Origin of the sequence: Granulicella sp. L46, assembly GCF_009765785.1 — a bacterium.
Classification (GTDB): domain Bacteria; phylum Acidobacteriota; class Terriglobia; order Terriglobales; family Acidobacteriaceae; genus Granulicella.
The window spans coordinates 1-16,815 of record NZ_LMUT01000003.1 but is presented as its reverse complement, the minus strand read 5'-3'; the positions used below and the strand labels follow the sequence as shown (position 1 = coordinate 16,815).

Annotated in this window: 11 protein-coding genes and 1 tRNA gene; 8 read left to right on the top strand and 4 right to left on the bottom strand. The window is 61.8% G+C overall.

What is annotated here, in order from left to right; genetic code table 11:
* The first annotated feature begins 62 nt into the window (after positions 1 to 62).
* The gene (gene truB, locus GSQ80_RS00950; protein WP_158785647.1) at positions 63 to 935 is read left to right on the top strand and encodes a tRNA pseudouridine(55) synthase TruB; all 873 of its coding nucleotides are present in this window, start codon (positions 63 to 65) and stop codon (positions 933 to 935) included.
* A 402-nt stretch (positions 936 to 1,337) separates the two neighbouring features.
* Here truB and GSQ80_RS00945 read toward each other — a convergent pair whose 3' ends face one another.
* Positions 1,338 to 2,072 (bottom strand): arylesterase, encoded by a 735-nt coding sequence (locus GSQ80_RS00945; RefSeq protein ID WP_254059378.1) that lies wholly within the window; start codon positions 2,070 to 2,072, stop codon positions 1,338 to 1,340.
* 141 nt (positions 2,073 to 2,213) lie between these two features.
* On the opposite strand from GSQ80_RS00945, the gene GSQ80_RS00940 reads away from it, so the two are divergent.
* From GSQ80_RS00940 to GSQ80_RS00930, 3 genes are all read left to right on the top strand, one after another.
* Positions 2,214 to 2,918, top strand: coding sequence for an ABC transporter ATP-binding protein (locus tag GSQ80_RS00940; RefSeq protein ID WP_158786189.1), 705 nt, complete (start codon positions 2,214 to 2,216; stop codon positions 2,916 to 2,918).
* A complete protein-coding gene (locus tag GSQ80_RS00935; protein WP_158785646.1) occupies positions 2,919 to 5,537 on the top strand; it encodes an ABC transporter permease in 2,619 nt (872 codons plus the stop codon). It begins immediately after the preceding gene.
* 198 nt (positions 5,538 to 5,735) lie between these two features.
* Positions 5,736 to 5,975, top strand: coding sequence for a hypothetical protein (locus tag GSQ80_RS00930; RefSeq protein WP_158785645.1), 240 nt, complete (start codon positions 5,736 to 5,738; stop codon positions 5,973 to 5,975).
* On the opposite strand, the gene GSQ80_RS00925 is transcribed toward GSQ80_RS00930, so the two are convergent.
* The 3 genes from GSQ80_RS00925 to GSQ80_RS00915 form a co-directional block, all read right to left on the bottom strand.
* On the bottom strand, positions 5,964 to 10,157 hold the full coding sequence (locus tag GSQ80_RS00925) for a DUF3857 and transglutaminase domain-containing protein (protein WP_158785644.1): 4,194 nt from the start codon (positions 10,155 to 10,157) through the stop codon (positions 5,964 to 5,966). The two genes, GSQ80_RS00930 and GSQ80_RS00925, sit on opposite strands and share 12 nt — an antisense overlap.
* A gap of 331 nt (positions 10,158 to 10,488) precedes the next feature.
* Complete coding sequence (locus GSQ80_RS00920; RefSeq protein ID WP_254059377.1) at positions 10,489 to 12,393, bottom strand: glycosyltransferase family 39 protein; 1,905 nt, start codon at positions 12,391 to 12,393, stop codon at positions 10,489 to 10,491.
* 244 nt (positions 12,394 to 12,637) lie between these two features.
* Entirely contained in the window at positions 12,638 to 13,720 is a 1,083-nt protein-coding gene (locus GSQ80_RS00915) for a PP2C family protein-serine/threonine phosphatase (RefSeq protein ID WP_158785642.1), read from the bottom strand.
* Between the two features lie 170 nt (positions 13,721 to 13,890).
* Between GSQ80_RS00915 and GSQ80_RS00910 the strand changes: the two genes are divergently transcribed.
* The 4 genes from GSQ80_RS00910 to GSQ80_RS00895 all read left to right on the top strand — a co-directional run.
* Positions 13,891 to 13,964: transfer RNA gene (locus GSQ80_RS00910), tRNA-Gln, on the top strand.
* Between the two features lie 426 nt (positions 13,965 to 14,390).
* On the top strand, positions 14,391 to 14,828 hold the full coding sequence (locus GSQ80_RS00905) for a YciI family protein (protein WP_158785641.1): 438 nt from the start codon (positions 14,391 to 14,393) through the stop codon (positions 14,826 to 14,828).
* A gap of 43 nt (positions 14,829 to 14,871) precedes the next feature.
* Positions 14,872 to 15,147 (top strand): hypothetical protein, encoded by a 276-nt coding sequence (locus tag GSQ80_RS00900; protein ID WP_158785640.1) that lies wholly within the window; start codon positions 14,872 to 14,874, stop codon positions 15,145 to 15,147.
* On the top strand, positions 15,144 to 16,815 hold a 1,672-nt coding region (locus tag GSQ80_RS00895), incomplete at its 3' end, for a glycoside hydrolase family 3 protein (RefSeq protein ID WP_254059376.1). The genes GSQ80_RS00900 and GSQ80_RS00895, both read left to right, overlap by 4 nt.

Sequence of the window (16,815 nt, the reverse complement as noted above, 5' to 3'; positions counted from 1 at the left end):
AGCAAACGCAAGTGCAACGGCGGGTCGTGCTGCGCGGTGAAGTGAGCGACAATGGTTGTTGCATGAATGGGCTTTTGATACTCGATAAACCTGCGGGGATGACCTCGCATGATGTGGTGGCGATTGTGCGCCGGGCTACGGGGGAGCGCTCGGTGGGGCACCTGGGGACGCTGGATCCGATGGCTACGGGCGTGCTGCCGCTGCTGCTGGGGAAGTACACGCGGCTGGCGCAGTTTTTTGGGTCGGCGGAGAAGTCGTATAGCGGGACGATACGGTTTGGGTTTGCTACCGATACGTTCGATGCGGAGGGTGAGGCGGTTGGCGAGGCTGTTGGGTTAGGGAAGTCGCTGGATGATTTAAGGGAGCTGGCTAAGCGGTTTCATGGCGAGATGGACCAGATGCCTCCGGTGTTTTCTGCGAAGAAGATTGGTGGGGTTCCGGCGCATAAGCTCGCTCGCGCGGGGAAGGATGTTCCGGTAAAGGCGGCTCGGATTACGATTCAGAAGTTTGAGTTGCTGGGGTTGGAGGGAGATACGGCTTCCTTTGTGATGAGGGTTTCGGCAGGAGGATATGTGCGGTCGGTGGCGCATGAACTCGGAGGGCTTGCTGGATGCGGGGCGCATTTGTCGTCGCTGCGGAGGACGCAGGCGGGAGTGTTTGGTTTGGAGCAGGCGATTACGGTGGCGGAGTTGAAGGCGATGAGTGCGGCAGAGGTGGAGGCGCGGTTGCCGCATCCGCGATCGCTGCTGCCCGAGATGCCATCGGTCATTGTGGATGAGCAGACGGCGGGGCGGATTCGGAATGGGATGCAGGTGAATGTGCCGGAGTTTTCGGCGGCGGGGTTGGTGAAGGTGTTTGCGGGGCCGAGGGAGTTGTTGTGCGTGGCGAAGCGGGTGGCTGGGACGCTGGTGCAGCCTATGGTGGTGATGGGGTAGGGCGGAGTAGCCATTGAGTCGAGCGCAGTAGGAACACTACCTCGACAAAACCAGGAACCCAGCTAATCGCTTTGAGGTGCTGCGTGTGAGCCAAAATCGCCGCAAGGACGATGCAATGCAGGAGCAGAAACAGGCCCAGAGTAGCCAGAATGAGCGTACCTTCCAGAGCGCTCGGCTCTGTTCAATCACATACCCGAATACGAAAGGCGTGTAGAAGAAAAATAATAGCCATTTCATGAAATGGTCATGGTCGCCATGCGACAACCCGACAAATAGGGTCAAGCCGACGACTGCAAAGCTTATCGCGAAGTAGAGGACGTAGTCTCGGATTCGATGAGTACGCTTCTTGTCGAGCTCGATGTTCATGGATGCACCATTATCCACGAACGGATGGGCCTGAGTTTATTTTTTGAGTAGTGGTTTGAGGAGGTCTTCTACGTTGAGGGCTACTTGCTTGTTGCCTTGCGCGGTGGCGTGGGTGGCGTCTTCCTGCATGTCGCCGGGAACGCCGTAAACGTCTTTGAGGAGGAAGGGTAGGAAGCGGACGTGATGCTGCTTCGCGAGCGCGGGGTACATGGCGTTGAACTTGTTGATGTAGTCGGGGCCGTAGCTGGGGGGGAGGGTGATGCCGGCGAGGACTACCTGGGTGCCGCTCTTTTGGAGCTGATCGAGGATGCTGGAGAGGTTGGCCTGGGTCTGCTCGATGGGTAGGCCGCGGAGGCCGTCGTTGCCACCGAACTCTACGACGACGATTTTGGGATGGCGGTCGAGGACGAGCTGGACGCGGTCGAGGCCGTCCTTGGTGGTGTTGCCGCTGATACCGGCGTTGACGACGTGGTAGTGGTAGCCCTGGGCGTCGAGGAGGCGCTGGAGGTGGTCGGGGTAGGACTGGCCGAGGTCGGTGCCGAAGCCGGCGGTGAGGGAGTCGCCGAAACAGATGATGAGGTCCTGCGCGGACGGCGAGGGGCTTTGCGTGGTGGGCGCGGGCGGGGTCGGCGCTGGCGCGAGGGTTGAGGTTGTGGTTTCGGTGTGGGTGGTGGCAGGCTTGCAGCCGCTGAGGAGGAAGCTGGCGGCGAGGGAGGTCAGAGCGACAAAAGCAATAGTGGATAAACTAGGGGCTACGCGCGTTTGGTTCACCGGTCTATTTTAGTTCGTGCTTTGCGGATTGATTTTCATTCGCGCTCGGCGAATTGATTCTTCTTGCCTGTTTGCGAATCCAATTGAAATTGAGGTCAGCTGATTTTGAATACTCCTGCGGTTGCGGTCACGGATGCTGGGATGATTGTGGTGAGTGATTTGCGGAAGTCGCTGCGGACCGGCGGGACGACGGTGGATATTCTGCGGGGCATTGATTTTACGGTGGGGCGTGGGGAGTTTGTGGCGATCATGGGGGCGTCGGGGTCGGGGAAGTCGACGCTGCTGGGGCTGCTGGCGGGGCTGGATAATCCTACGTCGGGAAGCGTGGCGCTGAATGGGACGGTGATCAGCAATTTGCCGGAGGATCAGCTCGCGCAGTTGCGGGGGAAGACGATTGGGTTTGTGTTTCAGAGCTACCAGCTGATTCCGACGCTGACGGCGCTCGAAAATGTGCTGCTGCCATACGAGCTGAATGATGATGCGGGCGGTTGGAAGGCGGGCGTGGAGCGGGCGCGGGCGCTGCTGGATTCGGTTGGGCTGAGTGGGCGGGTGGATCATTATCCAGTGCAGCTTTCGGGTGGAGAGCAGCAGCGGGTGGCGCTGGCGCGGGCGTTTATTTTGCGGCCGCCGATTGTGCTGGCGGACGAGCCTACGGGGAATCTGGATACGGTGAACGGGGAACACATTTTGGAGCTGCTGCTGCAGTTGAATCGCGTGGAAGGGACGACGCTGGTATTGGTGACGCATGATCCGTCGCTGGCCGCGCATGCAGGGCGGCGGATTACATTGAGCGATGGGTTGGTGGTTAGCGATGAACGCCAGGTGGGAAGCTCGGTGAGCGTTTAGATGGCGGGACTTTCTTACGGGACTGCGGCACGGATTGCTACGCGGGAGCTGCACTCTTCGCGGGGACGATTTACGTTTGTGATTTTGTCGGTGGCGATTGGGGTGGCGGCGCTGACGGGTGTGCGGGGGTTCTCGTCGGCGTTCCGGGTGACGCTGTTGCTGAGGGCGCGGAGCATTATGGCGGCGGATATTGCGGCGCGGACGTATATGCCTCCGACACCTGAGGAGCAGAAGGGGATTGATGCGCTGGAGGTGGATGGGAGCCAGATGTCGCCGGTGACGGAGATGCTGTCGATGGCTTCGGCGGCTACGTCGATGGATCCGCTGCTGGTGTCGTTGAAGGCTGTGGAGCCGGGGAAGTATCCGTTCTATGGGGTGGTGGTGCTGGCGCCGGCGATGCCTTTGAGCGAGGCACTCACCGATACGACCGTGGCGGTGGGGGACGATCTACTGCTGCGTTTGCATTTGAAGGTGGGGGATTCGATCAAGCTGGGGACGGAGACGTTTCGGATTTCGGCGGCGGTGGAGGATGAGCCGGATCGGTTGTCGGGAACGTTTGCGGCGGGGCCTCGGGTATTGATCTCGCAAGCCGCGTTGGCGAAGACGGGGTTGGTGGCGCCGGGGTCCCGAGTAACGCGGCGGTATTTGTTTAAGCTGCCGCCGGCCGCGGGAGGGAAGGCGCTGTCGGATGCGGCGGTGGCGGAGCTGAAGACGAAGCTCGAGGCGCTTATGCCGGAGGCGCAGATCTCGGATTATCGCGAGGCGAATCCTGCGCTGACTAAGGCGTTGGATGGAGCTACGGGATTGCTGTCGCTGATGTCGCTGGTGGCGTTGGTGCTGGGGGCCGTGGGGGTCGCGATGGCGATGCGTTCGCATCTGCAGCAGCGGCTGGATTCGATTGCCATCATGAAGTCGCTGGGCGCGGGGTCGCGGCAGATCATGAAGATTTATTTGTTGCAGACTCTGCTGCTGGGATTGGGCGGAGGTGTGCTGGGTGTGGTGCTGGGGATTGGGGTGCAGCTTTCGTTTCCGTTTTTTCTGGCGAAGCTTTTGCACCTTACGCCGACGCTGCGGCTGGAGCCGCATGCGATTGGATTGGGACTAGGGGCTGGGCTCCTGACGACGCTGCTGTTTACGCTGCCGCCGTTGCTGGATATTCGCAACGTGCGACCGATATTGATTCTGCGGCGGAATGTCGAAGCGGCGGACGATCCGTTTACTGCGCGACTGGTGCGGAAGTTGAGGGGGTCGGTGGCGCAGATTGGTGCGAGCGTTTTAATTTTGCTGGGGCTGGTGGGGCTTGCGTCGCGGGTATCGGATTCGGCGCGGGTGGGGTGGACGTTTGCGCTGGGGTTGGCTGCGTCGTTGCTGGTGTTGCTGGGGATGGCGGCGCTGACGCTTTGGTTGTTGCGAAAGTTTTTGCGGGGGTCGGGATTGCGGTTGCCGTCGACTCTGCGGCATGGGCTGGCGAATTTGTATCGGCCGGGAAATCCTTCGGCGGCGCTGCTGGCGGCGCTGGGGTTGGGCGTGATGCAGATTGCGGCGGTGTACTTTGTGCAGAACTCGATTGTGAACGAGATGCATGTGGCGGCTGCGGGGGATCTGCCGAATATTTTTCTGATGGATATGGGTTCGAATGAGGTGGGCGGGGTACGCACGCTGCTGTCGCAGCAGCCGATGGTGCATGGGACGCCGGAGATGATTCCGGTGGTGAGTGCGCGGCTGACGCAGATCAACGGCGAGAGTTTGGAGAAGCGGCGGCAGGAGATTGGTCAAGGGCCTGGAGGGCGCGGGGCGCAGACGCTGAATCTTACGTGGCCGCCGTCGACGGACGGGCCACCGCCGGGCGATACAGTGGTGCGCGGGACGTGGTGGACGGCGCAGCAGGCGGCCGATGGTGCGCAGCATCCGCTGGTGGCGCTGGCGCGGGAGCGGGCGGACCGGCTGAAGATCAAGATCGGCGACAAACTGACGGTGTCGGCGCAGGACGAGCCGATTACGGCTACGGTTGCTGCGGTGTACGAGACGGATAGTCAGCATGCGGTGTCGCGCGCGGAGTTTGTGATGCCGCAGGCTACGCTGGCGGGGCTGCCGGTGGTCTGGTATGGCGGCGTGCACTGCGATCCAAAGGAGACGGCAGCGCTGCGGCGGGTGCTGTACGAGCACTATCCGACGGTGACCGTGATTGATGTGGCGGCTACGCTGGAGGTGATTCGGCAGGTGATGCTGCAGGTGATTTACGTCATTCAATTTCTCGCGGCGTTCAGTATCTTTGCGGGGATTGTGATTTTGGCAAGTGCGATTGCGGGGACGCGGTATCGGCGGATTCGCGAGGTGGTGGTGTTGAAGACGCTGGGGGCTACGCGGGTGCGGATTGCGTCTATTTTTTCGATTGAGTTTGCGGTGCTGGGGTTGATTGCGGGCGCGGTGGGGTTGGTGTTTGCGAATATGCTGGCACGGACGTTGCTGCTGCATGCGCTGCACTTCGGGTATGCGTTTCAGTGGTGGCTGAATCTTGGTGGGTGGGTGGCGGTGGGTGGCTTGACGGTGGCGGCGGGATGGGCGGCGAGTCATCGTGTGCTGGGGCAGAAGCCGCTGGAGATTTTGCGCGAGGAGTAGCTGTGGTGGGTCAGTTCGAAATGATTACAGGGAACCGCGCAAGTTTGAAGAGGGCAATCAGTAGGGAGAGCAGGAGATAGTCCCAGGGGCTAAAGCCCGCGGCGTTTGGGGTTCGGAATGTCCGGGCTAAAGCCCGGACCTATCTTAGAACGGGCGCTTGCTGCGCAAGCGAGAAGCAGGTTCCTCGCTGCGCTCGGAATGACAGCCAGAAAGGCAAAGGCAACAGCAACAGCAGAGGCAACAGCAACAGCGAAGGCAACAGCAACAGCGAAGGCAACAGCAACAGTAAAGGCAACAGCAACAGTAAAGGCAACAGCAACAGCGAAGGCAACAGCAACAGTGAAGGCAACAGCAACCGCAACCGCAACCGCAACAGAAAGGCGCGTTTGTGGGGCTGTTTGCTTTGAGGGTGGAAGAGGAGAGGCTTTAGTGGGATAGCGCGGCGAGGCGGGTTTGGGCGAGGTTGTAGGTGTCGGCGGGGTCGATGTAGGTGTGGTTGTCGTTTTCGTGGGCCTGGACTTTTTTGTAGGCGTCGACGGCTGCGGAGTTGGCGCCGTACTGTTCGTAGATGAGGCCGAGGGCGTACCAAACGGCGGAGTTGGGTTCGACCTGGTTGTTGGCGTACATGGCTTCTTCTAGGACCTTGCGGGCTTCAGTCGTCTTGCCTTGCGCGGCGTAGATGCAGGCGAGGGTGTGGAGCTCGGCGAAGCCTGAATTTTTGGAGAGCTGGGTGGATTCCTGCGCGGCCTTGCTGATGTCGTCGCCGAGATCGTTGTGGAAGAGGCCGATCCACGCGTACCCGTTGTAGTCGGCCGCCGTGGCTTTGCCGGTGTCGAGAACTTTTTGTTCGGTGGCCTGAGCGGAGGTCCAGTTGCCGGCCAGCTGGTAGGCGAGGGCTTGCTGAACGAGAAGATCGCGGTCGTCGGGCTTGCGGGCTAATCGGGGAGCGAGCATGGCTTGCCACGCGGCGGGATTGTGCTGCAGCGCGTAGCCTTGGCCAACTAGGGAGAGCGCTGTGACGGAGTCGGGCTCCTGGTCGAGGAGGCGCTGCGCGGGGGGCATGCCGATGGCGGGCTGTTCGGCGTACATGGCGGCTAGCGCGAGGAGGAGGTCGAAGTCGGTTTGGGCGAGGCCGGTGGCCTTGTCGCGAGCGGCGGAGATTTCGGCGAGGTAAGGCTTGGCTTCCATGGAGCCGGCGATGAGCGAGATGGCGGCGAGGCGCATGGCTGCTGGGGAATCGGCGCCGGGCTTGGAACTGTTGATGGTCCAGAAGCGCGGGAGGAGCGGTCCACCGAAGGCGTCGTCGCCACCTTGTTTGTGGGTGAGGTCGCGGCGCCAGTCGAGCATTGCCTTGGCCTGGGCGGGCTTGTTGTGGTCGAGGGCGTAGAGGACCTCGATGCCGAGGGGCGTGTTGTCGTCGGGGCGATCTTTGTCGCCGGCGACGATGCGGTAGGCGCCGTCTTCTTTGACGACGTAAGTGTGGTCGGGTTCGGAGCCGGGCATGGTGGCGACGACCGCGTAACCGTGCTCGTCGTCGCCCTTGGTGGTGAAGGTCATGTTGCCGGCGATGAGATCGAGCATAACGCTGGGGCTCATTTCAGAACGCTCAGCAACTTTGGCGAGGAAGCCAACGTTGGCGAGGGCTTTGTCGACGTCGCGTTCGAGCGATTGCTGTGAGACGTAGGCGTGTTTGCTGGTCATGTCGATGGCCTGCTGGCGGGTGAGGGTGCCGGCGAGCATGCCGACTGTGCCGATCTGCACAGGGTGGGCGGGGTCGGTTGGGGGGAGCGGGGTGAGCGAGACTTTCTTGAGGCTCTTGTAGAGCTCGACGCGGCGAGCTTCCTGGGCTGCGTCGGCGGCACCCTGCATGCCGGCGGTCATGACGTCGGCGGCTTCGGGATAGAAGCCGAGGTTGGCGAGGAGGTTGCCGGCGCCGAGGAGATTCTGGTTGCGCTCGTTCTGTGCGACATTGCCTCTTTCGGCTTCGGCGATGCCGGCGGGCGCGCCATGCTGCGCGGTGATGGAGGCGATGGCGAGCTGGCGATGGCTGTTGGTGGAGGGAAGGCTCGCGATCATGGTGTCGAGCTCTGCATATTGGCGCGCGAAGAGGTAGGCGTACATCAGGTTTTCGCGGTAGGGCGCGAGGATCTGCTCGCCCTTGCTCTTGTTGCGGGCGATGAGGTCCTTGTAGTCGGCGATGGCGCCGGGGAGGTCGGCGTCGGCGGCGTAGCGTTCGCCGCGGGCGTCGAATTCTTTGAGGATGGCGAGGTCCATGCGGGGCTCGTTGTCGTCGGGATCGAGCTCGATGGCGCGGTTGTAGGCGGCGATGGCGGCGTGGAGGTCGAAGCCTTTGCCGAGGCGCTCGCCGAGGGCGTTGTGCTCGAGGGTCCAGGCGTATTGGGCGAAGGCGGCGGAGAGTTTGGGATCGAGTTGGGTGGCGCGGAGGGCCTCGGCCTGTGCTTCGCTGCCGATGCCGGCGTCGAGGAGAGCGCGGGCTAGTTGGAGATGGTGGAGGGCGTCGTCGGGGCGGCCGGCGATGAGTTTGCGATCGATGGCGAGAGCTTCGCGGATGTGGCCGGCGGTGAGCTCGCGGGCTCCGGCCTGGTCGAAGTAGATGCCTACGTAGTCGCGCTTGTTGAGGTCTAGGACGGCGGCGTGCAGGGCGACGGCTTGATCGGCGGAGATGGTGGAGGCGCCGGAGTTGAAGCGGAAGCGAACTTCGACTACGCCGGGCTCGCCTGGTTTCGGTTCAGGGGTGAGGTAGGTTTCGGTGAGCGTGGCTGGGCCTAGCTGCGTGGTTTTGTTGGCGGGAAGGGAGCGCACGGTGAAGCCGTCGGGGATGAGGATGCGGGTGCGCTGCTCGTAGATGAAGGGGCGGACGGTGAAGGTTGCGGGGCGGGACTGGCGCTCGAGCTCGAGCTCGCGTTTGGCATCGGCGGAGACGTCAGGGCCTTCGGCGGGAAGCTGGGTGGAGAACCACGGCGGGAGGCCGTTGATGGTGGCGTTGGGAAAGACGACGACTATGGCGTCGACGAGGGAGGAGTTGCCGCGGGTGGCTTTGTCGGCGGCGACGGTGAGGAGGAAGGGGTGCTCGAAGTCGGAGGGATCGCCATGCTCGAACTTGGTGAGGGTTTTGGCGAGGTAGGCGTTCTTGACGTAGCTCTCGAGGCCTTCGTGAACCTTGGGCGTTTCGGGGCCACCGAACTCGGCGCGGTAGGTGGCGTCGATGGTGCCGTGGGTGTCGGACTGCTCTTCGACCTGGGAGGGTCCAAACTCGGCGAGCTTGAAGGTGCGGGTTTCGATGAGGACGGAGTCTTCGGGCTTCGGTTCGGGGATCTGGGTGAGCGCGGTGGTTTCCGGAGAGACGATGAGGGCCATGCGGCCATGGTCTTCGTAGGGGAGCGAGCCTACGGCGAAGGTCTCGGCGGTGGCGTCGATCCAGAGGGGTTGGGTGTGGGGACCGTCGGCGGGGACGTAGACGATGGCATGGTCGAAGAGGCTGATGCCGGGGAGGGCGGTGGAGACGTCGGGGCCGGGGCCGACGTCGAGCAGGGCGAGGTTGGCCTTGATGCCTGCGGCGCGCAGCATGGCGACGAGCAGGTTGGCCTTGTCCTTGCAGTCGCCGTAGTGGCGCTGGATGACCTCGGAGGGGCGCATGGGGGTGAGGCGGGCAGCGCCGAATTCTACGCCGGTGTAGCGGACCTGGTGGTGAAGCTCTTTGACGATGGCGCGAATTTTGGCCATGCGGTCTGTGGGTAGCGGGGAGGGGAGGATGGCCTGAGCTTCGGCGGTGATGGTTTGGGGGTCGGACATGGCCGCGTAGGCTTTTGCGACGGAGGACCAGGATGTGCCGGTTGCGAACTCTACGGAGGGACGGGTTAGCTGGTTGGTGGCGAGCTCGATGTCGTAGCTGTGGGCGGCTTCGATGTTGGTCTGCTCGTAGATGACGCGGCGGATGCCGTCGGCCTCCTGGCGAGTGACGGAGAGATTGGGGAGATCGTGGATGAGGTCTTTGTAGGGCAGGGACGCGGGCGTTTCGGTGATCATGCGTGTTCGCGCCGCGGGTAGGTTGGAGCGGAAGGCGAAGCGGTAGAGACCGCCTGCGGAGAAGTAGGGAGTTTTTTCTTCGGTGATCTCCTGCTCTTCGATGATGGAGCCGATGGCCATGCCGGGGAGGGGGGCGCGGCGGATGTGGGCGGAGGAGAAGGTGACGTCGTCTTCGATTTTGACGGGGGCGTCGGTGACGGTTTTCTGGTCGAGGTCGACGAAGGTGCCGTCGGGCTGAAGGACGCGCGCCTGGATTTGGGCGGGCTTCTCGTACCAGGGATCCCACTGGGCGGAGACCTCGGCCCAGCCTCTGACGGCGGCGTCGGCGTCGACGCGATAGACCATGCGGTGAGTGTTGGTGAGGGTGCCGTCGGGGGCGATCTGATATTTGCTCTCCTCATAGAGGATTTGGGCGGGGAACTGCTTGTCGACGGGGATGGCGGCGGAGAGGGTTTGAAGGTCGGCGGCGGAGAGGGTGAAGGCAGGCGCGGAGAGGTCGGGTGTTTGGGCGAAGGCTTGGGGTGCGGAGGTGATGAGGGTGAGGAGGATTGCGGGGATGAAAGCTCGGGTCATTTGAAGCGCCTTCTGTGCTGCCGGTGGGTGTTCCACGAAAATATCATGGCGGGGGTTGGGACGACTATGCGCGCGGTGTTAGGTCGGTAAGAGCAGAGACAGAAGCAGATTCCCAGAGGGAATGACAGAAAGAAAAGCAAAGGCGAGAGCAAAGGAAGAAGCAGATCCTTGCGGGATGACAGTCAGAAAAACGAGGGCAAGTGCAAGAGCCAATGCAGGGATCTTTCCGCTCCGCATCACAAAGACAAAGGCGTGATGCTCCGGTCGAGATGACGGGGTTCGGGGGAATGGAAAGGGAAGCAATGGGAAAGTCGACAAGGGGAGTTGGAGGTTAGGGGAGGGGGCGGTCGGTCCAGAGATCTTTGTCGGCTACGGTTTGGACCAGGTAGAGGCGGCCGGCGAGGAGATGCTGGGCTTTGAGCTGGTTGGTGTCCTGGGCGAAGAGCCACTTGCGGTCGCCGGTGCCCCAGGTGGTCGCGAGTTGTTGGTCGCTGAGGAAGATGTCCGGGGCATCGGTGTAGCAGGAACCCCAGAGGAGGGTGCTGCCTTCGCCATGCTGGCCGCAGCGGGGGAGGACGACGTCGGCGGGTTTGCCGTGGAAGAAGTTGTGGGTGTAGTAGACGATGGACGAGGCGTCGGATTGCTCGCCCATGATGATGAAGGTGTCGGCGGGGGTGCCACGCTGCATGATGGTTTCGGCCATGCGCTCGGAGCTGAGCATGGGCGAGAAGCGGGCGAAGGCGATGTGCGCGGCGATGAGGAAGACGGCCGAGGTGAGCGCGATGCTGATGGTCGCGGCGAGGTGCTTGCCTTTGCGACGGAGCCACCATCCGATAGCAGGGCCGAGGAGGAAGGCGACGGCGGCGAGCGAGGCGGGGAGGCGCAGCGCGGCGAAGGAGGGGCCGGTGAGGTCGAAGAAGTGCGACATCGAGAGGGTGTAGTTGCCGACGGCGCGGTGGGCGAGGAGGGTGCCGATGTCTGGCACGAAGGGGAGGGCGCGGCTGTCCCATAAGCCCCAGGAGAGGGCCGCGGCTACGAAGATGCCGATGACGGCGAAGACGGCTTGCGCGTTGGTGATCCAGGCGATTGGGATCGTAGCGGCGGTGTGATCGCGGGGGTGTTCTTCCGTGTTTGCAAGGACGCCGGCGATGAGGATGAAGAGTGGCGGCCAGACCGGGAAGGTGTAGTACTCCTGGTTGGTGGAGATGGAGAAGAAGAGCAGCGAGAAGGCGGAGAAGAGACTGAGCAGCCAGATGGTGCGGACGCGGAAGCGCGGCTGGAGAGCGGAAGGGTCGAGCGGAAAAGGCTGGTCGTAGTGGCGGAGTTGCGGGAGCCAGGTGCGACGGGTCTTCCAGGCGACGGCGAAGAGCGCGGGGAGGAAGAGGCTCCAGGGAAAGAGCCAGACGAGGTGGAGGAGCCAGTAGGCGAGGGTGGGGAGCTTGTTGTAGTCGTGGGGATAGCGCTTGCCGAAGAAACGGAAGACGTGCTCGTTGATGAAGTAGAAGTACCACCAGTTGTGAACGTTGCCGAGGGTGGGTATGTTGCCGACGGGATGACCTTCGCCGCGATTGGCGAGGCCGACGAGGATGTGCCAGGGCGCGGCGATGGCGAGGAAGAGGAGTGATCCGGTGAGCGGTTTTAAGTCACGCCAGCGACGGGCTTGGCCCGAGAGGTAAAGGTAGGGGATGACTCCGCCAAAGAAGAAGACGGGGGCGATGAGGCCCTTGATGAGGAGGGCGAGCGCGAGGGCCGCCCACGCCCAGTAGACGCGGGCGGGCTTGTTGTCTTCGAGGCTGGTGAGGAGGCTGTAGAGAGCGATGAGGAGTAAGAGGCTGAGGATGGATTCGGGGATGATGAAGCGGGTGAAGAGGAAGGGGCCGATGGAGGTGAGGACGGCGAGGCCTGCGTAGAGGCCGGCGCGCGCGTCCCATGCACGGCGCGCCCAGAGCCACGCGAGCCACGTGAGGCTGAGGATGGCGAGGGCGTTGGGGAGGTGGGTGGCGAAGGAGTTTTCGCCGAAGAGCTTGTAGGAGATGGTGACGAGCCAGAAGGGTAGCGGCGGCTTCTCGATATAGCGGATGCCATTGGTCTGGGTGGTGATCCAGTTGCCGCTGTCGATGATGTGCTGGGCGGTCTGGGCGTGGGAGGCGTCGACGTCGTCCATGAGGGGCGGCGTGAAGAGGGAGGCGAAGTAGACGGTGAAGAAGAGGGCGAGGAAGATCAGCCAAGTGGCCAACGCGGAGGGCGTTGCTTGCGGACGCGATTGTGAGCTCTGGGGTGTGGACATTGCAGAAGGGGCTGAAGAAATCGTAGCAGAAGTGATGGAGGGCCTCGTGGAACGGACGACAGGGAGTTAGATGGCAGGGAGTTCAGATTGGATGTGGTCTTCGCTTCGTTGGAGGGTTGCGAAGGCGGCTCGGCGATGAGACCGAGTGGATGAGGCGCTCGAAAGGGGATGTTGGTAGCGGTTCCTACGAAGACTAGGTGCGCTTGACGACGAAGACGGTCTTGTCGTCGATGAGGTCTTCGTTGCCTTCGAGGCGGAGTCCTTCGTCCTGCAGGAGGGCGTACTCCATGATCGCGTCGCAGATAGTGCGCGCGGAATCCTGCTGGTGTCTCTGCAGGATGGCTTCGAGGGCCTGGCGGCCTTCGGCATCGCTGCCGTCGTACACGCCGTCGGTGTAAAGGACGAGGATGTCGCCGGGGTTGATGAGGGTGATTTCGGCGATGTCCTCGGTGAAGATGCGGCGGTTGCGGAGGTTCATGGAGAAGTAGCGGCGGCGATCGGGATGGTCGGCGGGAAGCTGCAGGCCGAGGGAGAGGAATTGCGCCATGTGGTCGTCATGGATGGGAAGCAGGCGGGAGCATTTTGCGGAAAAGACGAGCGGGGGCGGGTGGCCGAAGTTGGCGAAGCGGAAGGCTCCATCGGGATGCACTTCGCCATACACCATGGTGGCAATCTCACGTGCCTGTTCGGTCTCGCTCATGCCAAGCGCGTTGCGCGCGGTGCGGGATTGCGCGAGCCGGAGGTTGAGGTTCTCGAACAGCCGGGGTGTGGTTCTTCCGTAGCGATCGAGCTCGGTGAGCATGAGGGCCTGGAAGGTGTCGTGGACGGTGGAGGCGATCTTGGCTGAGATGATGCCGTGGCCCTCGGCGTCGACGATGAGGATACCTGCAGTGGAATAGAGCTCTTTGAGGTCTTCGGCGACGCGCAGTTGTTCGGAGCTGCGGGCGAAACGGTACTCGGTTTCCATCTCGGGGCTGTAGTCGGAACGGGCCTGCAGCCATTCGACGTGATCGTCTACGGAGTTGCGGATGGGGGAGCCGGGAGGGAGAGGCTCGAGATATTCAACGGCGAGTCGCTTGGCGCGCTCGATGCGTGCGCCGATGTCGTAACGCTGCTGAAAGTTGATGTACTCGAAGAGGTCGCCGCCGACGGTTCCGGCGGGGACGGAGACGCCAAACATCTCGATGCCGGGAATCTGGGGGATCGCACCTTCTACGGGCATCAGTCGCTGGCGCAGGTATTCGTCGATGGTGGGAGCGCTAGAGGTCTTCGACATGGGAGAGTTTTCGAGGTCGCTTCAATTTGTACTTTCAGAGTAGCGCAAGTGCGGTCAATGGGTGGTTGCGGGTGCGAAGGAGGTTGACCCGTGGGCGCATCCCCCGTACACTCACAGAGGCGGCTGATTGTGGCTCCCGCCGAGCCTGCAGCTGCCGATAAAACCTGTATTGCCCTCTCGTTCAATGGTAGGACTAGCGACTCTGACTCGCTCGATCGGGGTTCGAATCCCTGGGGGGCAACCAAGACATGTTTTTGATGCGGTATCCGTCACGGGGTTCGAATCCCTGGGGGGCAACCAAGAGATGTTTGTGATGCGGTATCCGTCACGGGGTTCGAATCCCTGGGGGGCAACCAAAAGCTCGCGCGTGCCCGCAAGGTGCGCGCTTTTTCTTGCCCTTTTCACGCCTTCCGCACTTCACTGCGCCTCGGCCCCACCCGCGAAGAGCTTAACCACATACTTGACCGGCCTCAATAAAATCCGTAATTTAGACCATCCTTCGTGTTCCCGAAAAATAATTAATAAAATTCCGTTCTCATGTCGATTTGGCTATACACCGTTCGACGTATCAGCAGAGAGACGGTATGAACGCGAGCAAAGGCGATCCAACTGCGCTCTCAATCTGAGTTCAAGGCATCGAACCATCGATCAACCCAAAGGAGATTTCGCAATGAGATTCATGGTCATCGTCAAAACAACCCCAGAGTTAGAAAAGAAAGGCCCCCTCTCCGATCCACAACTCTTGGCCGAGATGGGCAAGTTCAACGAAGAACTTATCAAGGCCGGCATCGTGCTCGCCATGGATGGCCTCCAGCCCAGCTCCAAAGGCGCACGCGTCAAATTCTCCGGCAAGTCTCGCACCGTCATCGACGGCCCCTTCACCGAGGCCAAGGAGCTCGTCGCCGGCTTCTGGCTTTGGCAGGTCAAGTCCCTTGAAGAGGCCATCGAGTGGGTCAAGCGTTGCCCTACCCCCCAAAACGTCGACTCTGAAATCGAAATCCGTCAGGTCTTTGAGATGGAAGACTTCGCACCCCTTCTGTCCGAAGAGGAGATCCAGTACAAAATTGCGAAACGAGCTGAGCTGCCAAATCAGACTGCCAACAAATAGCCGCACTTGCATCCATGGATCGAAGCTGGTGTGATCGGTAGCAGTGTTCGCTACCGATCCACATCAGGTCTTCCATCGCAGCATCGAAGCCGTCTGGCGCATCGACTCCGCGCGCGGCATCACACGCCTTATCCGCCTCACCGCGACCGCCAAAGGTCGCGCCATCGATCTCTTCCGCCGCGACGCCGCCGCCGAGCGCAAATATGAAGAGCTCGCCCGCGAACTCGAAGCCTTCGAGCGCGTGATCCCTTTCTTCAGCAACCATCTTTGTTTTCAGACGAGCTGCCGACAGGCCGCTTCAGCCAAAGGAGTAGCATGATCGCCCATTCTCTTCGCGCCTCTTTCCGCGGGCTTACCGCCGCAGCCCACACGTCGTCCTTTCTCGCGATCGGCGCGACTGTCCTCTGCGGCACGCTCGCGATAATGCCGGCGAGAGCACAGCAGGAGGCCACTTCGGCAGCTCCCTACCTCAATACGGCGTTGTCGCCTGATGTGCGGGCTCGTGACCTGGTAGGCCGCATGACCCTTGAAGAGAAGGCGTCGGAGTTAGTCAATCAATCCCGTGCCATCCCGCGCCTAAAGGTTCCAGCCTACGACTGGTGGAGTGAATCTTTACACGGCGTAGCCGTGAACGGCACGACGGAGTATCCGGAGCCTATCGGGCTTGCGGCGACCTTTGATGTCGCAGCAATTCACACCATGGCTACGGACATCGGCATTGAAGGCAGAGTCGTGCACGCCCAGGCCTTGCATGACGGCGGTTCGTCGATCTTCCATGGCCTGGATTTCTGGGCGCCCAACGTCAACATCTTTCGCGATCCTCGCTGGGGACGCGGCCAGGAAACCTACGGCGAAGATCCATTCCTTACGGGCCGCATGGGCGTCGCGTTTGTCACCGGCATGCAGGGCGACGACCCAAACTACTACCGCGTCATCTCTACGCCCAAGCACTTCGCCGTGCATAGCGGCCCGGAACCAACGCGCCACTTTGCCGACGTCGATGTGAGTCGCCACGATCAGCTCGATACCTACGAGCCCGCGTTCCGGGCAGCCGTTGTGGAAGGCAAAGCCGGATCGGTTATGTGCGCGTACAACGCCATCAATGGCCAGCCCGCCTGCGCGAGTCAATATTTGCTGCAGGATCTGCTGCGCGGCTCCTGGGGCTTTCAGGGATATGTGGTCTCAGACTGCGGCGCCGTGCGCGACATCTTCAGCGGTCACCACTATCGCCCAACCCAGGCGCAATCCTCCGCCATCTCGCTCGAACGCGGTATGGATAACGAATGCGTCGACTTCACCTCGGTCGTGAAGGATGACCACGACTATAAGCCGTACATTGAAGCAGTCCAGCAGGGGTACCTCAGCCAAACCGCCATGGATACGGCCCTGGTTCGTCTGTTCACGGCGCGCATCAAGCTTGGCATGTTCGATCCACCTGATAACAATCCCTACGCGAAGATTGACGAGAAGGAGCTGAATAGCCCCGAACATCGCATCCTCGCACGCAAGCTGGCGGAAGAGTCGATCGTGCTTCTGAAAAATGATGGGATACTGCCGATCAAACCGGGCACTCGAAACATTCTCGTCGTTGGCTCGCTTGCCGACCAGACAGCGGTTTTGCTCGGCAACTACAACGGCACGCCGACTCACACGGTTTCATTGCTCGAGGGCCTCAAAGCGGAATTTCCGAATGCCACGATCACCTACATTCCGGGCACACAGTTTCTGAGCAACGACGGCGAGCCTGTGCCGAACAACCTGCTCACAACTCGAGACGGCAAGCCCGGTCTGCAAGCCGAGTACGCCGCATGGGGCGGCATCGATTTTGGCCCCGGCGTGAAACCCAAGCCCATCACCTCCCGGGTTGAGCAGAATATCGACCTCAGCCAACAAAATCCGCCCGCTGAAATCGCAGGCAAGAAGTCCGTCGGTGTGCAATGGACGGGATCGCTGACCGCGCCCACCACCGGCGATTACCTCATCGGCT

What these genes read in the sequence shown, in the direction of transcription:
- truB (WP_158785647.1), top strand. Translation starts at nt 63, where the DNA reads ATGAATGGGCTTTTGATACTCGATAAACCTGCGGGGATGACCTCGCAT.
- GSQ80_RS00940 (WP_158786189.1), top strand. Translation starts at nt 2,214, where the DNA reads ATGATTGTGGTGAGTGATTTGCGGAAGTCGCTGCGGACCGGCGGGACG.
- GSQ80_RS00935 (WP_158785646.1), top strand. Translation starts at nt 2,919, where the DNA reads ATGGCGGGACTTTCTTACGGGACTGCGGCACGGATTGCTACGCGGGAG.
- GSQ80_RS00930 (WP_158785645.1), top strand. Translation starts at nt 5,736, where the DNA reads ATGACAGCCAGAAAGGCAAAGGCAACAGCAACAGCAGAGGCAACAGCA.
- GSQ80_RS00925 (WP_158785644.1), bottom strand. Translation starts at nt 10,157, where the DNA reads ATGACCCGAGCTTTCATCCCCGCAATCCTCCTCACCCTCATCACCTCC.
- GSQ80_RS00915 (WP_158785642.1), bottom strand. Translation starts at nt 13,720, where the DNA reads ATGTCGAAGACCTCTAGCGCTCCCACCATCGACGAATACCTGCGCCAG.
- GSQ80_RS00905 (WP_158785641.1), top strand. Translation starts at nt 14,391, where the DNA reads ATGAGATTCATGGTCATCGTCAAAACAACCCCAGAGTTAGAAAAGAAA.